Raw genomic sequence first — 21,848 nt, 5'->3', positions numbered from 1 at the left:
TAAGGGACACACATGTGTCCCTTTTTCTTATAAACTTTTCAGATATATAGACCCATTTTACATTCTAAGCTAAAACCTCGTATGAGGAAGTTCTACTTAGTTTTACTAATCACATTTATTACCACGACAAAGCTAACCATGGCCAAACGCTATATTGGTGGTGATGAGTGGAATAGACAGAAAATAACGAAGGAAACTTTCCACGTTCAAAAAGCGACAACGAAAGAATTAATTCTAAGAACAGTAAAAGTCGTCAATGAAAGACAAAAGAAAGTTGGAACGGCCTTTCTTTATAAGCAAGATGAAACAACATATACCTTCTTAACTAATTTCCATGTTATCTCAACTCACAGAGAATGTCGTGATTCAAAAATTCTTATTATCAACGAAGAGTTTAAAAAGTTCCGTGCAAAGTGTGAAAAGATTCTCGACTCTGGTAGCATCAAATCCGGATCAGACTATACCTACTTTAAAGTTAAAAAAACCAACCGTATTTCATTTCTAGAAAACCTAAGTGATATCAACTTAAACTTCCCCACTCCTAAAGCAGGAGACCAATTAGTATCTGTTGGTTTTGGTGCTGGCAAGGCCGACCTTAGAAGATATGATGCAAGCATTATTCAAGATAAGGATTGTGTCTACCTAGCAGGAAATATCGATTTGATTTTTAACAAAGAAAAAGTAAGAGACGTATTCTTTACGGCCTGTGACGCACAATCAGGAGACTCAGGTAGTGCGATCATGAACAGTGACACAGGAGATATCATCGGGCTCTTTTTTGGAGTGGCCGATCAAGATAAGAATAATCCCCTATCCACAAGTGAGATTTGGGATAATATCGGAACAGACTATTTGGATTTCTATACAAATTCTTCCATGTCGATTGATTTAAAAACAATTCAATTGAAATAAAAAAGGAGCACCACGTGCTCCTTCTTTCTTATGCTTGATTAATTGCGCTTGAAATAATTTTTGTCAGCTTTTGAAGGTCTTCAAATTTCACATTATGGAAAAGAGAAATTCTAAATTGGTTCTTACCAAGCTTTCGATAAGAATCGATTCCGTTCACAACACCTTGTGCTTCAAGTACTTTAATTAGCGCTGCCGCTTCATACTTATCATCCACGTTGATTGTCGCAACAGAAGTTGAGCGATATTTTTCATCTGCAACATACGCCTCTAAGAAACTTTCTTCCTGGGCCCAACCATAGATCATATCAGCTTTCTTGCGTGCAAGATCAACGGCATTCTTTTGTCCACCTTGTGAGTTCATAAGTTTTACTTGCTCATTAAGGAAGAAAAGAGTTGAGATACTTGGCGTATTATATGTTTGATTCTTTACTGAGTTATCAATAGCTGTCTGCCAATTCATAATTCCTGGGATATAGCGATCAGTTCCATTAATTTCTTGTGCTCTCTTTAGTGCTTTTGGTGACATGATAGCAACAAACAGCCCGCCCTCAGAAGCAAATACTTTCTGCGGAGAAAAGAAATAGCAGTCAATTTTTGAAATATCTAAAGGAATCTGTCCCGCACCACTTGTTGCATCAACAGCAACGAGAGTATCGTCATTTACATTTGGAATAGTCGTTGTCTGAACACCAGTTGATGTTTCATTAAGAGTGAAACAGATCATATCTGCATCAGCATGCACATCAGAGCCTTGTGGTTCACAACCTTGACCGTACTCACTTACAACTTCTTGTGCTTCAATCCATGGGATTCCATTATGTGACTTAAACCACTTATTTGAAAACTCTCCACATGTATAGTGAACACTTTTATTACGAACAAGACCAAGTCCAATCATATCAAAAAGAAAAGTAGCACCACCGTTACCCATAACAACTTCATAACCCTCTGGTAAGTTGTAAAACTTTGCTAGGCCTTCTTGAATCTCTTTCACAAGATTTTTCACGGCCGGCTTACGATGAGATGTTCCCAAAAGATTTGCTTTTGTTTCAGCAAGACGTACTGAAAACTCAGTTGGTATTAAAGATGGACCTACACCAAATCTTGGATCACTTGGAATTAATTCACTAGGTACCTTATAATTTTCGAACATATTTAAAATCCTTTTTAAGTGGTTAGGGGTATTTTAATGAAAATGCTAGTATTTGAAAACAAATAAGAAGTTGTCAAACCTTGAAAACTTCTTAACAATTATGACATGAAAATATCTCGTTCCTTACTTCTATGCATTATATGCATACTTCCATTTTCTATAGCTGCTAAGGATCTTAGTATTCCTGGCGAATTCTCACTTGGAATTGGGAACTTGACGAAGTATGTCGGTAAGATTCAAACCGATATTGATGGTGGTAGAAATTACTTCACATTCAATCCTTTCATTAGAGCAAATTATCGAACAGATATTCCGTGGCAAAAGGCCCTTAATCTTGAAGCGGGACTAACGATCCCTAAATCAAGTGAGGATAGCGCTGTTACAGTAACGAATTTCTGGATTCATGCCCTTCTTGAACATACATTTACTCAAAGCTTTAGAATGCATGCAGGCCTTGGTGTTTTCTTTACCTATACGGCCATGGATGGTGAGATTCAAACATTAGGAAATGGAATGTCGACGCAGCAATTCTATACTCCAGAAGATTACCAAACTGCTGTTAATAATATTGTCATCCTCGGCGGGGACTACTTATTTAATAAGACGTACTTTGTTAATGGACAATTAAGTGTCTTCAATATTGAAGATGGTGACGAGCGAGCATTCAGCTATGCTTTATCGCTAAACTATACATTTGGAAATAAATAATGAAGCTTATTCTCTGCTTACTTTTTTCGACGTATTCATTCGCATTTACAATCAATGCAAATATTCCAATCCGTTTTTCAAATCCAGAAATACGTGTTGATGTTGCAGACAACGCCTGTGCAAATATTACGGACTCAGCAGATGAAATCATGGATATGGTAGAGATTGCAGCAAGTGAGTACTGGAATAAAATTGCAACAAGTAGCCTTCATCTTAAGGGCGGTAATATTTTAACGGTTGATGCAGATTATACTACTGAACAAATCTGCGCCGCAGGTGAAGCTGGCTGCGTCAGTCAGGTCCCAAGTACGAATACGCAAATTCTAATCGTCTGTAATAGCAATAATACAGTTTTTACTTCAACTGGAATTTTAGCTGTTACTCTCCCAAATAATCTAAGTGGTACTGAAATCCAGGGCTCTGTTATTGGACTCAATGATATCGCAGGTACTCGCTACAACGATCAAACAAGAGCACAAAAGATTGCTCTTTTTGCACATGAAATCGGCCACGCTTTTGGCCTTGGGCACTCTTCAAAAGAAAGTTCTCTAATGTACTTTAGAAACCTCACTGGCCGAGAAACAATTGGGCAAGATGACTGGGACGGGGCCACATACCTATACCCAAAAGAGCAAATCCCAATGTGTGGCTCAATTGCACCGGTTAAGGATAGTGCCAATCTCGGTGGTCATATTAATGAGGAAATTGAAAAAAAGATAAGTACGCAATATTCTGAACGCCCATCAGCAAAGGATTCCGCCGCCTTGATCGCAGGTCTGGGCATGTTATTATTGGTCTTAGTTACATCTAAGAAATTTGCACAAGCAAAAATTTATTAACAAAAGACAATATTTTACTAAAGTATTGTCAGTAAGTACCGATAATCACATTATGGAATCAAAGTCAGGTAAATTTATTATTGGAATTCTCATTATTTTCTTATTCAAGATTACTGTTGCAGATAATATGAGAGACTCCAAATCACAGAAAGTAACAATCTCAGTTCTTAAGTAAGAGCTAATTTTGTAAAGTGTTCACCTCTTTTGACGTAATTTGCGTATTGGTCAAAAGAAGGAAATGCCGGTGAAAATAAAATAACATCTGCACTAAACCCTGCTTTAAATATCTCATCTAAATTTTCAAAATATTCAGATTCAATCTCAAAATTTAATTCACTTAAGACTTTTCCAGACTCTCCAAAAAAGAGAATCTTTTTAATCTGATCTTTAAATGGCAAGAGCTTTTCTAGCTGATTATCACCGTGTCCTCGAAGCTGGCCACCAATAATGAGTTCTACATCCCCTAGATCCTTAACTCCATTTAATGCAGTTAGTGTTGCTTCCCAATTTGTCGATTTTGCATCATTAAAGAAGTAGTGCCCTTTATCTTGCTTAATCATTTGCAAGCGATATTCAACACCATTAAAGACCTCACAGGCCCTTTGAAAGGCCTTAATATTACCTGTAAACGCATCCCACATAAGATAGACAAAGTACGTATTCACAAGATTATGTTCACCGTAGATCTTTAGTTTACTAGGATCAATAACTTCAGATAGTTCTTCCTTAACCTTTTCAATTGAAAGGTCCAGTTGATGCTCATTGCGAATTGCATACTCATTCTTAACTTCTAAATCATTAGGAAGAAAGGCAATTCCTTCATTGGCCATATTTTTGAAGATTTCGAATTTATCTTGTCCATATGTCTTTAAGTCATCGTAGCGTTCACCGTGACTAAAAGTTAGATTTAAAAGCCCAGCAACATCACATTGAAACTCATCAATCAGGTTGAGCTGGAAGCTTGAAAGTTCTAAGATAATACCTTGAGCTGGTTCACGCTCTCCGCTCATGCGCTCATAAATATAATCACAAAAAGGTGTACCAATATTTCCACCAACAAAGTAATCCCCTGTTGGGTCCTGCTTGCCACACTCCTCTAGAAAGGAAACAACAGTGGTTTTACCATTCGTCCCTGTGACACCTAAAATTGGGGCATCAGCAAATTTATAGGCCAACTCAATCTCGCACCAAATCGGGCAAGTCGCTTTTGAAAATAATGGAAGCTCCTTAGACATACCAGGAGTCAGAATAATTAGGTCCATCTCTCCTAGAATATCGCAGGCCTCATCCTGAGCAATCTTGCCCTTGATGCACGAAGAGTCCTCAAGGGCAGGCCACGTTTCAACGGCCCCCTGATTAACTAAATAAATATCCTTACCTAGAAAAGTCAGTAGGCGTAGAGCTGAAAGGCCAGAAAGCCCAAGGCCAACAACTGCGATTTTATTATACTTATTTAGCGATTCATTAATGATCATATGACTATTACCTTCCAAATCATGGATAAAAGTGCTACATTGCTGTGCATGAATTACCAGCAATTATTTTTAAACCTTGCCTCTATTTTAAGGCCATATAGTCAGCTATGGCAAAAAGAAGTTCTCCAGGCTTGGCGTGCTGGTGAGATTGATGAAATCATTCCAGAAGATCTCATTGCTCCCTTAAGAAAACTTAGTCATGAAGAACTCTACGAGCTTGACTGCTTGAGAGATTATTCAAAGCTTGAAGAAGGTCCACTTAAGTCACTCTTAAATTCACTAAAAGAAAATGAAGTTTATGAGACGGTTGAAGAGTCCTTAATTCGTGGAGTCGACGAACTTCCAAGTTGGGCGTTTTTTAAAGTTAAGGGAAAGAAGCAGGATGAGATCCTAGCGATTGCAAACTTCCTAACGAAGCTTAGAGATAAAGAAGGCGACTTCAAGCACACTGTTGATATTGGAGGAGGCGTTGGTCACCTATCACGCACTCTTGCTCATTACTTTGGCATGGAGATGATTAGTCTTGATATTAATACTGAATTTCAAGAAATTGGCCGCAGTCGCCTAAAGAAATACCCTACACCAGAAGGTGCTAAAGACGTAAAGTTTATTAACCATGACTTTAGCATCGATTTAGAGGGAAAAGAAAATGCTCGTATATTCAGTAAAGACTCCTTTTCACTAGGTCTTCACACATGTGGCCCTTTGGCCGTAAAGCATATGCAAGTGGCAAGTGGCAATCAAACAAGAGGGCTTCTGAATTTTGGCTGCTGCTATAATAAATTAGACCCAAAAGAGCATACTAACCTCTCTCAATTTGCAAAAGAAAATAACCCACTACAAATTGAAAGTAATTGCTTAACACTCGCAACTCGAGGTCATCAAAGTATGGAACTTGAAGACTTCAATCAAAAAAAGCGAGTGAAGTTTTATCGCTACTGTCTTCAATTCTATATCGATACTGTTTATGGAAAAGAAATCGACATCATCCCTATTGGTGATGCTCACAAGAGACTCTACGCCCTTTCATTTAGTGAATATGCAATTGCAAAGCTAACTGAAAATAATATTCCAATTAACTTAAGTCCAAAAGAACTTGATCAGTTCTTTGAAGATCATCAAGATACTCTAGAGAAATTATTTCTAGCAAATGTTGTTCGTTGGCAATTTGGACGTGCCCTAGAGCTTTACCTTCTCTATGATCGTGCTATCATGCTACAAGAGCGAGGAAAAGAGGCCAAGCTAATGGCCTTCTTTAACGAAGTTGAATCCCCTCGAAATATTGGAATTTGGTATCATGAAGCAGAATCAAAATCATAAAAGTATTTTAATTACTGGCGCAACGACAGGCATGGGTAAGGCCTTCGCTGACCACTTTGCGACTCTAGGATTTGATCTCTATCTGCATGGACGAAACCTTGCCCTGCTCGAGCAAAATGCAAAAGAATATCAAGATAAGTATCAAGTTAATTGTGAAATTATAATCAAGGATCTCGCAGATGAGGATGCTTGTGAATTTGTGATTTCAAAAATAAAAGCGCCACTTACATACCTTGTGAATAACGCTGGATTTGGAGTCGCAGGAAAGTACCCAGAAACAGATATTGAAAAACAAGTAAGAATGCAAAGAGTGCACGTCGAAGTACCAATGCGCCTTACTCATCACTTTCTTCAACAAAGTGAGCAACTTAAAGTTATCAATATCGCCTCTCTTTATGCCTTCTTCCCAGTACCAAGACAAAGTGTTTACGCTGCTTCAAAAAGCATGCTTCACTCTTTTAGCCTGGCCCTAGGACGAGATCTAAATGGAACCAATAAACAGGTCATCTCTGTCTGCCCTGGACTTGTCTATACTCAATTTCGTATCAATCAAGGAAAGGCCGAAAAGCAACACTTTAGTGGAATCTCATCTGAACAAGTCGTTAAAGAGACAATGGACGCACTAAGTAAAAATAAATTCTATATTGTTCCAGGTTTTCTAAACAAAATCTTCAAAACACTACTAACGACAATTCCTCATACACTTACGCTACGAATCATCGAGCGAGTCAACACAGGGCGTGGTTACTAAAAATACCTTACACCTCTAGTCAGATATATAATTACCCATTAAAATGGCGCCCACACAACACACAAATTAATTGTAAATTAAGAGGACACCATGCAAACAACAACTGTTAATATCAATGATATTAAATTAAATAGTGAATACCTAAGAACTAATACTGATGTTGAGACATTAAAAATCAGTATCGAAAATATTGGTCTAATCAATCCTCTAACAATCAATAAAGAAAACGAACTACTAGCTGGTGCTAGAAGATATCAGGCCCTAAAAGAGCTTGGAATTGAAGAAGTTCCTGTTCATGTTGTTGACCGCAAGTCACTAGAGCAAGAGTTAATTTCAATTGATGAAAACCTTGTGAGAAGAGCACTCGATAAACTTGAATTTGAAAAGTGTCTTAACCGTGGGCGCGAAATCTTTGAAGAGCTAAACCCAACGGCCACTAAGATTGAAGTTGATGTTATTGCAACAACAACAGAAGAAAAGAAGCTTGAGAAGGCAAAAGAAGAGCAAGACCAGGATTCATTTGCTGCCATTACGGCACAAAAGACAGGTCTTTCAAAGAGTGTGATCAAAGGTGCAATTAAAAGAGATGCCCTTGCATCAGAACATGTAAAGAAAGCACGCCAACTTGGTCATATCAATGCAAGTGTTACTAACGAGATCATCAAGCTAGACAAAGAAGTTCAAGACAGCGTTCTTCCAATGATCTCAGATAAAACAGTAAAAGAAGTAAAACAAATTGTTGCAGCAGCAAAGCGTGGTGGTGTTCAGGAAGCCGAACAAGAAATTGAAACGATGGAGCCATTGCCAGCAGAATATGCTCACCTTAGAAACCTTTCAAAGAGAATGAATAAGAACCTTACTCGTATTCTTTTAGAAGAGCTTACTTACGAAGGTAAGGAGTCTGCTTCAATCATGAAAGAACTAAGAAAGATGCAAGAGAATCTTGAGCGCTTCTTCAACATGGGAACAACTTCTAATCATGTAACTTCTGATTCAACTGAAACACAGGAAGTTATTTCTGAGCCTACGATTGTACTTGATGAAGATCAACAAGAGTTCAATCCAGAGTACTCTCTCTAAACCCAAACCACTTTACAAAAAATTGACAATATAACGCTTTAGGCAGATGACGAATTACTTGGTCATCTGTTTAAAGTTTCGTTATGATATTCGTCATGAAACTAGTCAAAGAGAACACCCTTTTTATTATGTGGATTGTTGCCATACTTGCAGCAGCTGGCTCACTATTCTTTAGTGTCATCATGGAATTTGTTCCGTGCACACTTTGTTGGTGGCAGAGAATTACCATGTATCCACTTGCAGCGATCTTACTGATAGGCTTTTATCAAGATGATAAAAGAAGCATTCTCTATGGTGCCCCTTTTATTATTTCAGGATGGGCCATTTCAATTTATCACAACCTCGTTCAGCTTAAGGTCATTCCGGAAAGTGCGAGTCCCTGTGTAAGTGGTGTCCCATGTTCAGAGAAATGGATTAACTGGTTCGGGTTTATCTCAATTCCAATGTTGGCATTCTTCGCCTTTACAATTTTATTTTCACTATTCTTATTAGAAGTTTATAGCAACAAGGATTTCTTAAATGCAAAAAAGTCATAAAATTATAGCTGCAATCGTTACTGTTATTGCAGTCTTTGCCATTAGTGCAACATTTTACAAAAAACAACAAGCGGCCAAGCTCGGTTTTATGGCCAATGAAAATCACAAATTATTTGTCAGAGATTACTCTCCTTCTATCGGACCAGATGATGCAAAAGTTGTCTTAGTCGAATTCTTAGACCCTGAGTGTGAGTCTTGCCGTGCCTTTGCACCATATGTAAAAGAAATCGTAGAAAAATACGAAGGTAAGATAAAGCTAGTTGTTCGCTATGCGGCCTTTCACAAGAACTCGGCCTATGCAATCTCAATTCTAGAGGCAGCAAGAAAGCAAGGTCAATACTGGCAAACTCTTGACCTACTTTTTAAGAGTCAACCAGCATGGGGAAATCACCACAACCCACGCCCAGACCTAATCTGGAATTACTTAACAACACTAGATCTAGATATTGATCAAATCAAAAAAGATATGCATGATCCGAAATTCATGGAATGGATTAAGCAAGACGCAGAAGATGGAAAGACACTTGGAGTTCGTGGAACACCGACTTTCTTTATCAATGGAAAACCATTAGAGCGTTTTAGCTATCAACAACTAGAACTACAGATTCGTGAAGAACTAGAAAAATAAGTAGAATGCATACCTTTGCCAACTCCCACTTTCTAAAATTAATTGAAGATAGTGGGAGTGCATGCCCAGAAAGAGGTTGGGAACCCACTCACCTTGCGACCAACAATAATCAGCTCATTTCATATATCAAATCACACAGCTACGGTGAGTATATTTTTGACTGGGCCTGGGCCGATCTCTATCACCGAATGGACCAAGAGTATTACCCAAAGCTTATTCACGCCATTCCTTTCACACCAGTAAATAATAGTAAATTCACTCAAGAATTTGATGGGACGCTTCTAACAAAGTCTTTTAATATGTATCAGGAGTTAAACCTATCTAGTGAGCACTACTATTTTACAGATAATAGCTATTATTGCCTGAAAGACTTAGGCTTCTTTAAACAAATTACGACTCAGTATCATTTTATTAATGAGTACGCTTCATTTGAAGACTATCTTTCAAAGCTTAAAAAGAATAAGAGAAAAAGCATAAAGAAGGAACGAAAGGCATGCCACTCATATGATATTGAGATTAAAAAAGTATGTGCAAGTGAGCTTACAACAGATGAACTTAAACAGATATATGGCCTATATTTAACAACGATTGATAAGAAGTCAGCTTATGCCTACCTTACTCTCGATTTCTTTCTTGGGTTAAACACCCTAGAGAATTGTTTTTTTCACCTGGCCTATAAAGAAGATTCAATTATTGCCATGGCGCTATTTTTTGAATCCACAACAAAACTCTATGGACGCTACTGGGGAGTTCACCCTCTTCATCAAAATAAGTATGAGTTTCTTCATTTTGAAATGTGCTACTATATGGCAATGGAGTATTGCATCGATAATAAGCTAGAGATTTTCGAAGCTGGTGCCCAAGGAGAACAAAAGCTCTACCGTGGATTTAGGCCAGTTGAAATTGAGTCATGGCATCACTTAAAAAACACACAATTACACGAAGCTATCGCTAATCACGTTAAGAATCAAAACTTGAGCGTAAAACAATATCATGAAGATTTAAAAGAGCTACTTCCTTTTAAGTAGGTCGGTACGTCGATACTTTTGGCAACTTCAATAACTTACATTCTTCTAACTTCATTTATTCTTAGTTAAAGTCAATATTGACGTAGGAGTATGCTCATTTTACGAAAATAAAGCATCAAAATGCTGGATTTCATATACAAAAGCACAAATATTGAAAGCAAAGAGCATTAGAAGTGCGCTAAGTAGTAGTAATTGCCAAAAGTATCGACGTACCGAACAACAAGGCCCCTGTTAAGGGGCCGGTATTATTAGTTAATTGTAATGTGAGAATCTTTATAATCGACCTTTAAGTCTTTTTCTTCCAGATCATGTGCCATGATCTCTTTTGATAAAGGTCTTGTTACTAATCGGTTAAAGATTGAAGCAAGTGGTCTTGCACCATAGGCCTCGCTGTAACCTTGCTCATTAAGTCTAGCGCGCACACTTTCTGATAAATCTACCTTAAGCTTACGGCCAAGTAGTCTCGAGTTAAGTAAGCGTACTTGCTTATCAATTAGCGAGTTCATGATTGAGCGATCAAGTGCATTGTAAGTTAGCACTGAATCAAGTCTACCTAAAACTTCTGGCTTAAATGCTGTTTCAACAACTTTTGCATTTGTCGTTAAAAGGATAATCGTATTTTTAAAATCAATTGTACGTCCTTTATTATCAGTTAGCCTACCGTCATCTAAAATTTGTAACAGAATATCACCAAAGTCATGATGGGCCTTTTCAATTTCATCAAAGAGAATTACTGAATAAGGGTGACGTCTTACCGCTTCAGTTAGAACACCACCCTCTTCATAACCAACATAACCAGGGGCGGCACCAATGAGTTTACTCACTGAGTGCTTTTCACTAAATTCAGATAAATCAAAACGTATTAAGTTATCCTGTGTATCAAATAAGAACTCACATAGTGCCTTTGCTGTCTCAGTCTTCCCCACACCACTAGGACCTTTTAGGAGGAACGAACCTAGTGGTCGAGAAGGGTCTGTCAGACCTGCGTGGGCCGAAATAATTGTATCAGCAATTTCTGTTAATGCTTCTTCTTGTCCGTAAACACGTGACTTTAAAAAGCCTTCAAGTTGTAAAATCTGCGCTTGTTTTGACTTAAGGATTTTCTCGACAGGAATTCCCTTTTGTCTTGAAATCACAAGAGCAATATCTTTAGTCGCAAGAACCCAATCGTGATGACAAGATTCAAGCTCTTTTTCAACTTCTGGAAGCTGAGAGTATTTAATCATTGATGCCTTCTCATAGTCTTGACTTCTTTCAGCAGCTTCTAACTCGAAGTTTAGGCGATCTCTTTGATTCTTTAATTCAGAGACTCTCTTAAGTGAAAGAACCTCTTCTTCCCAAGTGCTTTTTTGCTCATTGAATTTTTCTTCAAGCTCTTCAACTTCCTTGGCCAACTTTTCATTGTCCTTATCAATTTGCATATTCACTTTCTTTGAGCGAATTTCAGCTTCTAACTCTACGAGTTTTGCAGGCATCGCTTCCGCAGATAGTTTAAGTGCACTTGCCGCTTCATCCACAAGGTCGATGGCCTTATCTGGTAAATTCTTATCTGTAATATATTGATCAGATAAAATAACGGAGTTAAAAATTGCATCATCAGAAATCTTAATTCCATGATGAATCTCTAGCTTCTCGCGAATCCCCATTAAAATTTCAATAGCATCTTCTTTTGATGGCTCATTTACCGGTACTGCTCGAAAGCGTCTTTCAAGTGCACTATCTCCTAGAATATATTTTTGATATTCTTCATCAGTCGTTGCTCCAATACAATTGAGCTCTCCTCTTGCAAGAGCAGGCTTCAAGAGATTGGCCGCATCCATAGCGCCATCTGTTTTACCAGCACCAACTAACTGGTGAATTTCATCGATAAAGAGAATCGAAGTTGCTGCATTTTGTTTAATATATTTTAAAAGCTTTTGTAGACGCTCTTCAAATTCACCGCGAAACTTAGTTCCGGCCATCAGAGCACCCATATCAAGTGCATAGACAGTCTTTCCTTCTAAGACATCAGCAACAGTTCCCTTAACAATCATTTCCGCAAGGCCTTCAACAATAGCAGTTTTACCTACTCCGGCAGGCCCAACTAAGACAGGGTTATTCTTCCCACGACGTCCTAGAATTTCCATTACCGCACGAATTTCTTTCGAGCGTCCAATGACAGGATCAAGCTTACCTTCAGCGGCCATTTCATTCAGGTTCGTCAGGAAGGCAGGAACCTCCTCTTCATCGTCTCCATTCATAGCAGAGTTAAAGACATTCGGGTCAATATTGAGACTGGAGAGGGTTGTCACAATATGCTTTAGAAGGTCAGTTTCTGTTACTTCCTGACGGCCTGATTGAATAGCATTGGAAGATGCCAATGTGAGCCACTTACTAAGTCCTGCAGTAGGTCTGACATTATCAAGTGAGACTTCCTGAGAAGCTTGAGGTAAGCGCTCGATTTCTGATTTTATATCTTTTAATTTATTCTTTAATGCTCTTGATGAGAAAGAAGAAGGATTCTTCACCAGCCCATAAGCAAGGTGCCACTCAGATAGTTGAGTATTCTTCTTTTCCATTAGAAGAGATTGGGCAATATCGAGACTGCCTGCAACGATTGAATCGTACTTATTCATAAAAATTCCTCCACGCAAATTCTTGGGTATAAACACCTAAAATCATGAGGTATTTTTCCCCTTCTACTAATAAGATGGGACGTGTTTTATAATTGTCAAGGTAACCAAAATATTTTTTCGAAATAAATGAGATTATTATGAATAAATTTTTTCTTCAGCTTTTCCTTATCTTTGTTTTAATCCTTAAGTCCCAGGCCTTTGCCCAGAAGCTACCTCCCCTCGACTTAAGCTCTCCTCGTGCAACCATGAATTATTTCCTTAAGTCCATGAAGGCCTATAAACTTGGAAATGACCAAGGACTTGAACAAGCGGTACTGGCACTAGACGGACGCCATATTCCGGATACAGTTAAGGAATTTAAATTAAAAGATTTCTCAAGAACTCTTATTACTGTTTTTGATCGTATCGAATATATTGATGTAAAGAGAATTCCTCGTAAAGTTGATGATGGAATCTGGTACTACCGAAAAGAAGTCGTACAAGTAGAAAATAAAGATCACAATGTTGAAATTTCTATTCGCCAAGTACAGCGTGGGGATAAAATGGTGTGGCTTTTTACGAAAGAAACAATGTCGTCGCTACGTTTTTATGACCTCTCACTAAAGGGTAAGAAAGTTGCAAAGGATGTCGTCTATAGTCAGTCTCCAAAAGAGCGTTTAAAAGAATATCTACCTGCATGGACTTTTCATCAGCGCTTCCTTCTTTTAAATATTCACTGGATACTCTTACTTGTCATTACTCTCTTTAGTTTTATTATTGACCGAATTGTGCGCCATTATATTGCGGCCAAAACAATATCAATTCTTAAGAAAAGAAATATTACCTTTACTGAAAAACAACAAAATAGGCTAACTTCACCATTTGGTAGCCTTGCCTTTGCCTATATTTTCCAAACACTTGCTACGTGGATTGATCTGCCTGCCGATGCTCTCGTCTTAGTCGTTAAGGCATGCGATATCGTCATGGCCATTTCAGTCGTCTTTATTCTTAATCAACTACTAACTGTTATCTGCCTCTACCTTGAGGACAAGGCACGTGAAACAGAGAATAAATTTGATGATATTGTTGTTCCACTTATTAGAAAGACAGCAAGATTCTTTATCTATGCAGTCGGTATCATTTTTATTGGTGATGCCCTCGAACTGGATATGAAATCAATCCTTGCCGGTATGGGAATTGGGGGGATCGCCTTTGCACTTGCGGCCAAGGATACAATTTCTAACCTCTTTGGTTCATTTACAGTTCTTTTTGATAACCCTTTTACAATTGGAGACTGGGTAAAGATTAATAATGATATCGAAGGAATCATTGAAGAAGTGGGAATGAGATCCACAAGGATCAGAACATTTCACAACTCGCTCCTATCCGTTCCAAATGGAAATCTTATCAACGCCAATATAGACAACCTTGGGCGCAGACGCTTTCGTCGTTTTAACACAACTTTAGGAATCGATTATGCGACTCCACCAGAGAAGATTGAAAATTTTTGTGAAAGTATTCGCCAAATTATCGTTGCACACCCGATGACGAGAAAAGATAATTTTCAAGTTTATTTTAATAGCATGGGTGCAAGCTCACTCAATATTCTCGTGTATATGTTTTGGGAAGTGCCAAGCTGGGATGATGAATTAAATGAGAAGCATAAATTCTTACTCGATATCCTAAGGGCCGCTAAGAAGCACGGAATTAACTTTGCTTTCCCTACCCAAACTCTTCATGTTCAACAGGACCCTGGTGTCACTTATACGCAAGAAGACGTGGATTTTGGCCGCTCACAGCAGATTGCAGATGAGCTTGCGAGCGACAGGTGGAATGCACCTAACCGCTCGTCTGAACTTCGATTAAAATAAAATCTACAAAGGCCTTAGAGTTAAAACTTTAGGGCCTGACTTCTTCATAAGATCAAAGCTAAAAATTTGAGGACGATACTCATCATTCATAAAACGCTCTCTCTGATTATCATAATAAGGAGAAAGCATATGTCCAGAGTTTCCTAAAGGTAGAATTCCATAAGAAATATCAACATTAGCAAAATCGATAAGACGACGAGTACTAGGCCCAGTTACCGGCGTATGCCCACTGTCACAAGAGACACGTCGAATATGATTAATGCTATTGATCGAGCCATTTGCCTCATAAGGACCATGGTTAAATAGCTTTGCAAGGTACTTATTCTTTGCAAAAGGGTGAGGCATCGTAAGTTGGTGAACACGTCCCCAACGCCAAGTACTTATGTCTTCACCAAGTTCGTCCTTTAAGTACGCCACAGCTTCTTTAAATGCCATAGCAACAACAGTATCACGATCTTCCACAGGTGCAGTTTTTTCAATATCCCACCAATTATCAAATGGTGTATCAAGTAGACGATAGTAGAAAATCCAAGAATTGATGGCCTTACAATACTTAGTGTAGTCCTCGCCCATCTCATCCATTAGAAGTTTACGGATACGCATATTAGTTTCATGAAATATTGTAGGTGCAACTTGCTCCTTACGAGAGTGTCCTTTCCAATCCATAAAAACTTCAAGGGCCTCTTCTTCAAGAGAGCTCATCGGATATTTCTTAACTGCATTATGAATGATCTTCTGCATCTTGCGATTATTCGTACTAAAGCTTGCAGTTTGTACCATCTTTTGAGAATCCATATCCCAGTTATCACGAAGTTCGAGTGACTTTAGGATTGTATTGTAGCGATTATCTGAGTGCCAACCTCCACGATGATAGATTCCTTCCTTCATTGTCTTAGGTGCATCATTAGCAGAAACAATAAAACCATTTTCAGGGTTAATTTCATGTGGCTTCTCATCAAATGAATAGACGCCTAAAATCTTACGATCTGGAGTTTGTACAAGATCTGACTCAAAAGGATGAGACCTCTTATAGCTATCACCCATGATAAGTCTAGCAACATTACCATCAGCATCAGCATAGACAATATTTAGGCCAGGGGACTTTACAATACTTGTGGCCTTCTTAATCTCTTCTAAGTTCTTTGCACGGCCTAGCCCAAAAAAACCTTCAATCGGTTTATTACCTTCTTGAAAAAAGCTAAAATGAGCGGCGATATTCTTCGCATCTTTATTTACGGCCTGAACGATCTCATTAACAACAGGCCCTTTTTCACTCCACTTAATTTGAAAATCAATTGAGTCTTCACCTTTAACTTTAATTAGTGAATCCTCAATGCGAACAACTTCAAAATCATCTTCTAACTGATAGAGATCAACATCATCTGTATAACTGATAGTTAATCCCCAACCGAGCTTACGATTATGTCCCATGGCCGGAAATGGAATCAGTGGTAGAAAGTGGCCATACATATGAAAGCCTTCTTCTTTATTCTTTATATTTGCTTCATACCAAATATTTGGAGCTGAGAAATTAATATGTGGATCACTTGCAAGGATTGGGCTTCCAGACTTTGTCTTTTTGCCAGAGATTGCCCAAGCATTTGAGCCTGTAAATGTCCCGATACCTTTTAAAAGTGATTCATAGTCGATAAAGCTTGCATCAACGACACGTCTTAAACGCTTCGAAAAATCAACTTCGTTATTAGCAAATAGATACTTGAAGTCACGATGCTTAACCTTGGCCATAATACTTTGATAAGCAACTTCATTTCTCATAAATGGAGAGAAGCTATAGTTTAGATAGACGAAGACACCATAGATATCCTCAATATCAATTTTCTTTGGCCTAATTCCTAATAAGAAAAACTCAATTGGCCTTACATTATTTTCAAGATAGTAATTATAGCCGGCCATAAATGATTCAAGGTCTCTTTTAACAACCGGATCAAGAGAGGCCAAAATACCTTCACGAATATACTTAGAATTTAAAGTGCGAAAAAGTTTATCGACAGCAATAAGATCAGGGCCAAGGATTTCGGCAAGTCTTCCCTGTCCAGCACGACTTATAAGTTCATATTGAAAGTTACGGTCACTGGCCATTGAAAAACCAAGAGCATAATTCATATCGTGGCGAGAGTCCGCTTCGATGTGAACAACACCTTCGTGGTCACGATAAATCTTTGTTAAACCATTTAGGCCATCGATTTTAAGACTTCCATGCATTACCGGGAAAGAGCCTAAGAGCATAAAATAAACAGAAGCGATTATTAAAACAAAAAGGCCGATAGCAATACCTAGAATCTTTCTCATGATGATCTCTTAATTCTTAAATAGATTGTTACTTTTAACTAATTCAACGACTTCCTCTGGAAGCATTTTTTCCCAACCACTCTCATCTTTTTCGATCATTTCAATAACTGTTCGAGACCAGATTCCTGATGCTTCTTGATCATAACCTTCAAGATCAACGATTAGCTTATTTTCACGAAGGTACTTAACAAGAAACTCTAGCGAGCTATCATAAGTTACATCCGCAAAGCTTAAGCGTTTCTTTGAGTCATGATCATCGGCACATGGGTAGAGGTATAACTTCGTGTTAAGTCCAAATAACTCTCCAAGGCCACCAAGAATTCCAAAAGATGTATTCTCATAATGCTTGATATTTAAAATTTCATTTAAGTTGTATGTGTTTGTAATAAAAGCAATTTGATTCTTAGCAATTGGTTGTAAGAATTGATTTAATTCGAAATAAGAAGCAAAGTTTGTGATCAAAACTTTTTGCTTAATCTTTGCAAGTAAATCAACACGAGCTAAGAAGTCAGCATTATCAATTGATGATGAACGAGAAAGAAGTTTTGACATTGAAATCTCTGAAAGAGTCACAACATTCTCACATTTCTCACTTGTACATAATAGCTCACGCCCAACTTTAAGAGCATCAACATTACCCTTTGTTGGTGGCCTAAAAGAACCTCTAAGAACAACAAGTGGCTTGCGATATAAGTAATCCTTGATTTGAACAACTTTACCATTCTCATCAAACATCACGGCCGAAGTAAACTTTCTCTTAACAAGTTCTAAAGAAAGAATACGTGGATCAATACCATCAAAGGCAGGGCCTCTAACGTCAATCATATCAATTCTTAAACGACTTGCTGAAAGGTTATCCATTAGAGATGAAACTAAATGAGAAGAATCACTCGTATTGTAGAAACAGCTGTGAATCATATTTACACCAAGAAAACCAATGGCCTCTTGTTGCTGAAGATTTTCTTGATCAAGCATATTTACGTGAAGAATAAGATCAGATGGTGCAGCTCCTGCTTCATGTTGAAAGCGAACACCAAGCCAACCGTGACACTCACCGCGTCCCGAGTAACTTTTTGCAGCAACAGTATCGGCAAAGCAGAAGAATTTCGTTCCTTCTTCTCTTTGATCCTTGAGACGCTTGTACATCTTTGTAAACTCAGTCTCTAGCATCGTATGCAGACGACCTTGTGAAACATAACGTCCCGACGCTTCCACACCGTAGATCGCATCAGAGATTTGCATATCATAAGCAGACATCGTCTTAGCAACAGTACCAGCCGCCCCACCAGCTCTAAAGAACTCGCGTGCAACTTCTTGTCCTGCGCCAATTTCTGCGAAACTGCCGTAAACTTTATTATCTAAATTAATTTGTAATGCTTTTTGTTTTGCTGATAGAATTTGGCAAAAATCCATAGTATAAATTCCTTAAATTTTTTTAGTTATAATAACAGCTTAGGACTCTATATGGCAAAAGAACACGACACGAATCTCTTTAAAAAACACATCTTTATTTGCAAGAGCTGTAAGAAGAATGAGTGCCCTATGCTTGAAGATGCCATGGCCCTAAAGAGCGAATTGAAGTCTTATTTCAATGAAAAATATGGAAAGGGTGTTGTCAGGGTTACATCAAGCGACTGCCTCGGAAAATGCCGCGAAGGTATCCATATTGTCAGTTATCCTGAGGCAAAGTGGTTTAAAGACGGCACCAAAGAGTCTGCTCAAGTCTTAAAAGACTACGTAGATTCAAGTATTTAGGTGAAGTTCACAAAAAATTGACTTAGATTTATCAAATATTATCCGATAACGATGCTATAATATCCTTAGGAAAGGAACCAAGGAGTGATTATGTGGATTCCTGTTATCATCGTCGGTATTTTAGTTGGAATTGCTTCAGTGAAAGAGAAGCAGGCCCGCGAAAAAAGAGCTAAGGCCTACATCCCTATTAAGGTCAAAGATTAAATAGAATTAGTTTTTGGCAAATTGAACGGCCACTTCTTTAGCGAAATACGTTAAAATCATATCGCATCCAGCGCGCTTAAAGCTCGTTAACATCTCCATTGCTACAGCATCGCCATCAACCCAACCATTTTGGGCAGCGGCTTTTACCATTGCATACTCACCTGACACATTATATGCAGCAACTGGAAGATTTGTACGCTCTTTCATCTTAGCGATGATATCAAGGTAGCTGATTCCTGGCTTAACCATTAAGATATCTGCTCCCTCAGCTTCATCAAGTTCAATTTCACGTAAGGCCTCAATTGTATTGGCCGGATCCATTTGATAAGTCTTCTTATCACCTGCTTTAGGTGCACTATCAAGAGCATCTCTAAAAGGCCCATAGAATGCTGAAGCATACTTGGCCGTATAAGACATAATTTGCGTGTTAGTGAATGAATCACTATCAAGGGCCTCACGAATAACCGCAATACGGCCATCCATCATATCTGATGGGCCAATGATATCACTTCCCGCTTGGGCCTGTGCAAGTGCCATGGCCGCAAGAATATCTAGTGTTTCATCATTTAAAATCTCACCAGTCTTTTCACAAACAAGCCCATCATGGCCATCACTTGAGTAAGGATCCATTGCAACATCTGTCATGATAAGCATATCAGGACAAGCATTCTTAATATCTTTAATTGTCTGTTGAAGAAGGCCATTTGGATTCTTTGATTCAGTAGCAAAGCGATCCTTAATTGAATCATCAAGGGCAGGAAATAGTGAAACACACTTAATACCTAAGTTCCAAAGCTCTTTTACTTCCCTAACGATAAGATCACGAGAGTAACGATTAATCCCAGGCATAGATGTCACTGGTACTGTTTGATTTTGTCCGTCGATAACGAACAGAGGCATAATTAGATCATCTACAGTCAGAGTCGTCTCACGCATAAGAGATCTCATCGCATGATTCTTTCTATTTCTTCTTGGTCGAATATTATTTAAATACATCTCTATAGTCCCTTTTATAATCCCATTTGAATTTTAGTTTTAAATGCAAGAGCATACATTGAGATTTGCTTAATCATGCTCGAAAGTCCGTTGGCACGAGACATTGATAAGTGTTGGCGAAGGCCAATTGTATCTAAGAAATCAGGCTTCGTTGCAAGAATTTCATCTGGTGTGGCATTCGAATAAACACCAACAAGAATTGAAACAATTCCCTTTACGATGGCCGCATCACTGTCGGCACGAAAGTAAAGCTTGCCATCTTTAAGCTCTGGAATTAGCCATACTTGGGACTGGCATCCTTTCACTTTATATTCTTCTTTTTGTAAATCTTCAGGTAGGGATTCCATCTCTTTTCCACGAGAGATGATGTGCATATAGCGATCTTCCCAATCGCCAAAGCCGTTGAATTCTGAAATAAGTGCGTCAACTCTTTCTTGTATTTGCAAAATGAACTCCTTAAGTCAATATGTATCGGAGTCTAGCATTTTTTAGATAATGCGTGAAGCAAACTCCACTACTTTTTCTATTTGAGCGGCAATGTGGTCAATAAAGTTTTGAAGGGCAATGAAAAATCCGTAATTTCCAACTTGATTCGTTAGCATCGCAATCATTGAGTCTAAAATATCAAGGTATGGTTGCAAACCAAATTTCTTTACCAATAATTCAAGATAAGTAGCGACACCTTCCACGTCACGTCCTTCGTTAGTTACAACATATAATGGGTTCTTAATTGTGGCCACGAAAGCTCCTTTTTTGTCTCTTAATTATAGTTATAAAGTCGAATCATTCCACGAATCAATTAAATTTGCGATTTTATTAAATTGTTCATGTAGCGGGCGATATTCCTTGGAATTATAGGCATAGATTGACTTTTTAGCGGCCTGAGATTTCACAATCTGGGCCTTATTAAAGAATGGAGCAATAAAGCGGTCATCTCCAGTTACCTTTCGAATAAGTTCCTTAATCTCGTCAAGATCACTTTCCTCTTGCTTACGTCTAGTGTCCATTAGATTTGGAATATGCGTGATTATCCCAGGAAGCTTAACAATTTCCATATCCTCAATATCAGAGAGCATTCCATAGAAATGCTCTAGTCCCTTCATTGAAAAGTCATCAGGCCTAAAAGGAACAATGACTCCATCACTCACACAAATACTATTAACAACGAGAAGTCCAAGTGTTGGAGGGCAATCAATAAGAATATAGTCGTAGCGTTTTCTAATTCCAGCTTGCTCAACATATTTTTTTAAAATCATTTGTCGTGGAGAACTTATTCCCGCCACACATAATTCAAATCCAGATAGTTCTTGGGCAGATGGAAGAAGATCCACACCTACATCTGTTTTAAATACGACTTTTTCAAAAATAGTTGAAGTGTGCATATGCTTAAGCTCTTTTACAGAGTTAAGTAGCAGGTTGAAAATACTAATGCTATCGCGGCTTTCTTCGTGGCCAAAGAGATAGCTCATATTGGCCTGAGGATCCATATCAATAACAAGAACCTTATGTCCTTTCTGGGCCAAGGCATGTGCCGTATTAAAACACATCGTTGTTTTACCAACTCCACCTTTTTGGTTAAGAAAAGAAATGATTTTTCCTTTTCCTAAGTCTTGTGATTTTTCAGCACGATTGCGACCAAAGAACATAACCTTCTCCCAAGAATCATTCATTGTCATGATACTCAGAGA

Annotated in this window: 21 protein-coding genes; 12 read left to right on the top strand and 9 right to left on the bottom strand. The window is 38.3% G+C overall.

Going from position 1 to position 21,848, the window contains the following annotated elements; all coding sequences use genetic code 11:
- The first annotated feature begins 81 nt into the window (after nucleotides 1-81).
- Nucleotides 82-912, top strand: coding sequence for a serine protease (locus tag ABMA78_RS12000; RefSeq protein WP_392860338.1), 831 nt, complete (start codon nucleotides 82-84; stop codon nucleotides 910-912).
- A gap of 28 nt (nucleotides 913-940) precedes the next feature.
- On the opposite strand, the gene ABMA78_RS11995 is transcribed toward ABMA78_RS12000, so the two are convergent.
- Nucleotides 941-2,065: an aminotransferase class V-fold PLP-dependent enzyme gene (locus ABMA78_RS11995; protein ID WP_392860336.1), complete on the bottom strand. Its 1,125-nt coding sequence runs from the start codon at nucleotides 2,063-2,065 to the stop codon at nucleotides 941-943.
- 105 nt (nucleotides 2,066-2,170) lie between these two features.
- On the opposite strand from ABMA78_RS11995, the gene ABMA78_RS11990 reads away from it, so the two are divergent.
- Genes ABMA78_RS11990 through ABMA78_RS11980 form a run of 3 tightly spaced genes read left to right on the top strand, consistent with a single transcriptional unit; the run spans nucleotide 2,171 to nucleotide 3,787 of the window.
- Nucleotides 2,171-2,773 carry a hypothetical protein gene (locus ABMA78_RS11990; RefSeq protein WP_392860335.1) on the top strand — a complete coding sequence of 201 codons (603 nt, stop codon included), beginning with the start codon at nucleotides 2,171-2,173 and terminating at the stop codon, nucleotides 2,771-2,773.
- Complete coding sequence (locus tag ABMA78_RS11985) at nucleotides 2,773-3,612, top strand: matrixin family metalloprotease (RefSeq protein WP_392860333.1); 840 nt, start codon at nucleotides 2,773-2,775, stop codon at nucleotides 3,610-3,612. The genes ABMA78_RS11990 and ABMA78_RS11985 overlap by 1 nt, the downstream gene beginning before the upstream one ends.
- Nucleotides 3,613-3,664: 52 nt before the next feature.
- Nucleotides 3,665-3,787: a hypothetical protein gene (locus tag ABMA78_RS11980; protein ID WP_021267166.1), complete on the top strand. Its 123-nt coding sequence runs from the start codon at nucleotides 3,665-3,667 to the stop codon at nucleotides 3,785-3,787.
- Here ABMA78_RS11980 and murD read toward each other — a convergent pair.
- Nucleotides 3,780-5,087 carry a UDP-N-acetylmuramoyl-L-alanine--D-glutamate ligase gene (gene murD, locus ABMA78_RS11975; protein ID WP_392860331.1) on the bottom strand — a complete coding sequence of 436 codons (1,308 nt, stop codon included), beginning with the start codon at nucleotides 5,085-5,087 and terminating at the stop codon, nucleotides 3,780-3,782. The genes ABMA78_RS11980 and murD overlap by 8 nt on opposite strands.
- A gap of 48 nt (nucleotides 5,088-5,135) precedes the next feature.
- Here murD and ABMA78_RS11970 point away from each other — a divergent pair, with 48 nt between their 5' ends.
- The 6 genes from ABMA78_RS11970 to ABMA78_RS11945 all read left to right on the top strand — a co-directional run bounded on the left by ABMA78_RS11970 (nucleotide 5,136) and on the right by ABMA78_RS11945 (nucleotide 10,430).
- On the top strand, nucleotides 5,136-6,407 hold the full coding sequence (locus ABMA78_RS11970) for a methyltransferase (protein ID WP_392860329.1): 1,272 nt from the start codon (nucleotides 5,136-5,138) through the stop codon (nucleotides 6,405-6,407).
- The gene (locus ABMA78_RS11965; protein ID WP_392860327.1) at nucleotides 6,385-7,158 is read left to right on the top strand and encodes an SDR family NAD(P)-dependent oxidoreductase; all 774 of its coding nucleotides are present in this window, start codon (nucleotides 6,385-6,387) and stop codon (nucleotides 7,156-7,158) included. Before ABMA78_RS11970 ends, ABMA78_RS11965 begins: the two co-directional genes overlap by 23 nt.
- A 90-nt stretch (nucleotides 7,159-7,248) precedes the next feature.
- Nucleotides 7,249-8,238: a ParB/RepB/Spo0J family partition protein gene (locus tag ABMA78_RS11960; protein WP_392860326.1), complete on the top strand. Its 990-nt coding sequence runs from the start codon at nucleotides 7,249-7,251 to the stop codon at nucleotides 8,236-8,238.
- Nucleotides 8,239-8,333: 95 nt separating this feature from the next.
- Complete coding sequence (locus ABMA78_RS11955; RefSeq protein ID WP_392860325.1) at nucleotides 8,334-8,774, top strand: disulfide oxidoreductase; 441 nt, start codon at nucleotides 8,334-8,336, stop codon at nucleotides 8,772-8,774.
- On the top strand, nucleotides 8,758-9,402 hold the full coding sequence (locus tag ABMA78_RS11950; protein ID WP_392860323.1) for a DsbA family protein: 645 nt from the start codon (nucleotides 8,758-8,760) through the stop codon (nucleotides 9,400-9,402). Before ABMA78_RS11955 ends, ABMA78_RS11950 begins: the two co-directional genes overlap by 17 nt.
- A gap of 5 nt (nucleotides 9,403-9,407) precedes the next feature.
- Complete coding sequence (locus ABMA78_RS11945) at nucleotides 9,408-10,430, top strand: peptidogalycan biosysnthesis protein (RefSeq protein ID WP_392860322.1); 1,023 nt, start codon at nucleotides 9,408-9,410, stop codon at nucleotides 10,428-10,430.
- A 248-nt stretch (nucleotides 10,431-10,678) separates the two neighbouring features.
- On the opposite strand, the gene ABMA78_RS11940 is transcribed toward ABMA78_RS11945, so the two are convergent.
- Nucleotides 10,679-13,045, bottom strand: coding sequence for an ATP-dependent Clp protease ATP-binding subunit (locus ABMA78_RS11940; protein ID WP_392860321.1), 2,367 nt, complete (start codon nucleotides 13,043-13,045; stop codon nucleotides 10,679-10,681).
- A gap of 137 nt (nucleotides 13,046-13,182) precedes the next feature.
- Here ABMA78_RS11940 and ABMA78_RS11935 point away from each other — a divergent pair, with 137 nt between their 5' ends.
- Complete coding sequence (locus ABMA78_RS11935; RefSeq protein WP_392860319.1) at nucleotides 13,183-14,895, top strand: mechanosensitive ion channel family protein; 1,713 nt, start codon at nucleotides 13,183-13,185, stop codon at nucleotides 14,893-14,895.
- A 3-nt stretch (nucleotides 14,896-14,898) separates the two neighbouring features.
- On the opposite strand, the gene ABMA78_RS11930 is transcribed toward ABMA78_RS11935, so the two are convergent.
- Both ABMA78_RS11930 and ABMA78_RS11925 read right to left on the bottom strand, forming a co-directional pair.
- Nucleotides 14,899-17,205, bottom strand: a complete 2,307-nt coding sequence (locus ABMA78_RS11930) for a penicillin acylase family protein (RefSeq protein WP_392860317.1) — start codon at nucleotides 17,203-17,205, stop codon at nucleotides 14,899-14,901.
- Between the two features lie 9 nt (nucleotides 17,206-17,214).
- A complete protein-coding gene (locus tag ABMA78_RS11925) occupies nucleotides 17,215-18,618 on the bottom strand; it encodes a TonB-dependent receptor (RefSeq protein ID WP_392860316.1) in 1,404 nt (467 codons plus the stop codon).
- A 51-nt stretch (nucleotides 18,619-18,669) separates the two neighbouring features.
- Between ABMA78_RS11925 and ABMA78_RS11920 the strand changes: the two genes are divergently transcribed.
- Nucleotides 18,670-18,960 (top strand): hypothetical protein, encoded by a 291-nt coding sequence (locus ABMA78_RS11920; protein ID WP_392860314.1) that lies wholly within the window; start codon nucleotides 18,670-18,672, stop codon nucleotides 18,958-18,960.
- Nucleotides 18,961-19,170: 210 nt separating this feature from the next.
- Here ABMA78_RS11920 and hemB read toward each other — a convergent pair whose 3' ends face one another.
- From hemB to ABMA78_RS11900, 4 genes are read right to left on the bottom strand one after another with little or no spacing between them, the layout of a single operon-like run.
- Nucleotides 19,171-20,160: a porphobilinogen synthase gene (gene hemB / locus ABMA78_RS11915; protein ID WP_392860313.1), complete on the bottom strand. Its 990-nt coding sequence runs from the start codon at nucleotides 20,158-20,160 to the stop codon at nucleotides 19,171-19,173.
- Between the two features lie 14 nt (nucleotides 20,161-20,174).
- A complete protein-coding gene (locus tag ABMA78_RS11910; protein ID WP_392860311.1) occupies nucleotides 20,175-20,606 on the bottom strand; it encodes a SufE family protein in 432 nt (143 codons plus the stop codon).
- A 42-nt stretch (nucleotides 20,607-20,648) separates the two neighbouring features.
- On the bottom strand, nucleotides 20,649-20,900 hold the full coding sequence (locus ABMA78_RS11905) for a hypothetical protein (RefSeq protein ID WP_392860310.1): 252 nt from the start codon (nucleotides 20,898-20,900) through the stop codon (nucleotides 20,649-20,651).
- Nucleotides 20,901-20,930: 30 nt separating this feature from the next.
- Nucleotides 20,931-21,836 (bottom strand): ParA family protein, encoded by a 906-nt coding sequence (locus ABMA78_RS11900; RefSeq protein ID WP_392860308.1) that lies wholly within the window; start codon nucleotides 21,834-21,836, stop codon nucleotides 20,931-20,933.
- Nucleotides 21,837-21,848 lie beyond the last annotated feature (12 nt).

This window comes from Halobacteriovorax sp. RZ-2, from assembly GCF_043196685.1.
In the GTDB taxonomy this organism is placed as follows: Bacteria; Bdellovibrionota; Bacteriovoracia; order Bacteriovoracales; family Bacteriovoracaceae; genus Halobacteriovorax_A.
The sequence above is the reverse complement of the archived record's forward strand: the minus strand, read 5'-3'. Positions and strand labels throughout refer to the sequence as shown.

Bases quoted from the DNA above. Each gene is read 5' to 3' on its own strand.
- ABMA78_RS11985 (WP_392860333.1), top strand. From the start codon at position 2,773: ATGAAGCTTATTCTCTGCTTACTTTTTTCGACGTATTCATTCGCATTT.
- hemB (WP_392860313.1), bottom strand. From the start codon at position 20,160: ATGTATTTAAATAATATTCGACCAAGAAGAAATAGAAAGAATCATGCG.
- ABMA78_RS11900 (WP_392860308.1), bottom strand. From the start codon at position 21,836: ATGACAATGAATGATTCTTGGGAGAAGGTTATGTTCTTTGGTCGCAAT.
- murD (WP_392860331.1), bottom strand. From the start codon at position 5,087: ATGATCATTAATGAATCGCTAAATAAGTATAATAAAATCGCAGTTGTT.
- ABMA78_RS11935 (WP_392860319.1), top strand. From the start codon at position 13,183: ATGAATAAATTTTTTCTTCAGCTTTTCCTTATCTTTGTTTTAATCCTT.
- ABMA78_RS11980 (WP_021267166.1), top strand. From the start codon at position 3,665: ATGGAATCAAAGTCAGGTAAATTTATTATTGGAATTCTCATTATTTTC.
- ABMA78_RS11955 (WP_392860325.1), top strand. From the start codon at position 8,334: ATGAAACTAGTCAAAGAGAACACCCTTTTTATTATGTGGATTGTTGCC.
- ABMA78_RS11945 (WP_392860322.1), top strand. From the start codon at position 9,408: ATGCATACCTTTGCCAACTCCCACTTTCTAAAATTAATTGAAGATAGT.
- ABMA78_RS11930 (WP_392860317.1), bottom strand. From the start codon at position 17,205: ATGAGAAAGATTCTAGGTATTGCTATCGGCCTTTTTGTTTTAATAATC.
- ABMA78_RS11960 (WP_392860326.1), top strand. From the start codon at position 7,249: ATGCAAACAACAACTGTTAATATCAATGATATTAAATTAAATAGTGAA.
- ABMA78_RS11995 (WP_392860336.1), bottom strand. From the start codon at position 2,065: ATGTTCGAAAATTATAAGGTACCTAGTGAATTAATTCCAAGTGATCCA.
- ABMA78_RS12000 (WP_392860338.1), top strand. From the start codon at position 82: ATGAGGAAGTTCTACTTAGTTTTACTAATCACATTTATTACCACGACA.
- ABMA78_RS11970 (WP_392860329.1), top strand. From the start codon at position 5,136: ATGAATTACCAGCAATTATTTTTAAACCTTGCCTCTATTTTAAGGCCA.
- ABMA78_RS11990 (WP_392860335.1), top strand. From the start codon at position 2,171: ATGAAAATATCTCGTTCCTTACTTCTATGCATTATATGCATACTTCCA.
- ABMA78_RS11920 (WP_392860314.1), top strand. From the start codon at position 18,670: ATGGCAAAAGAACACGACACGAATCTCTTTAAAAAACACATCTTTATT.
- ABMA78_RS11925 (WP_392860316.1), bottom strand. From the start codon at position 18,618: ATGGATTTTTGCCAAATTCTATCAGCAAAACAAAAAGCATTACAAATT.
- ABMA78_RS11965 (WP_392860327.1), top strand. From the start codon at position 6,385: ATGAAGCAGAATCAAAATCATAAAAGTATTTTAATTACTGGCGCAACG.
- ABMA78_RS11950 (WP_392860323.1), top strand. From the start codon at position 8,758: ATGCAAAAAAGTCATAAAATTATAGCTGCAATCGTTACTGTTATTGCA.
- ABMA78_RS11940 (WP_392860321.1), bottom strand. From the start codon at position 13,045: ATGAATAAGTACGATTCAATCGTTGCAGGCAGTCTCGATATTGCCCAA.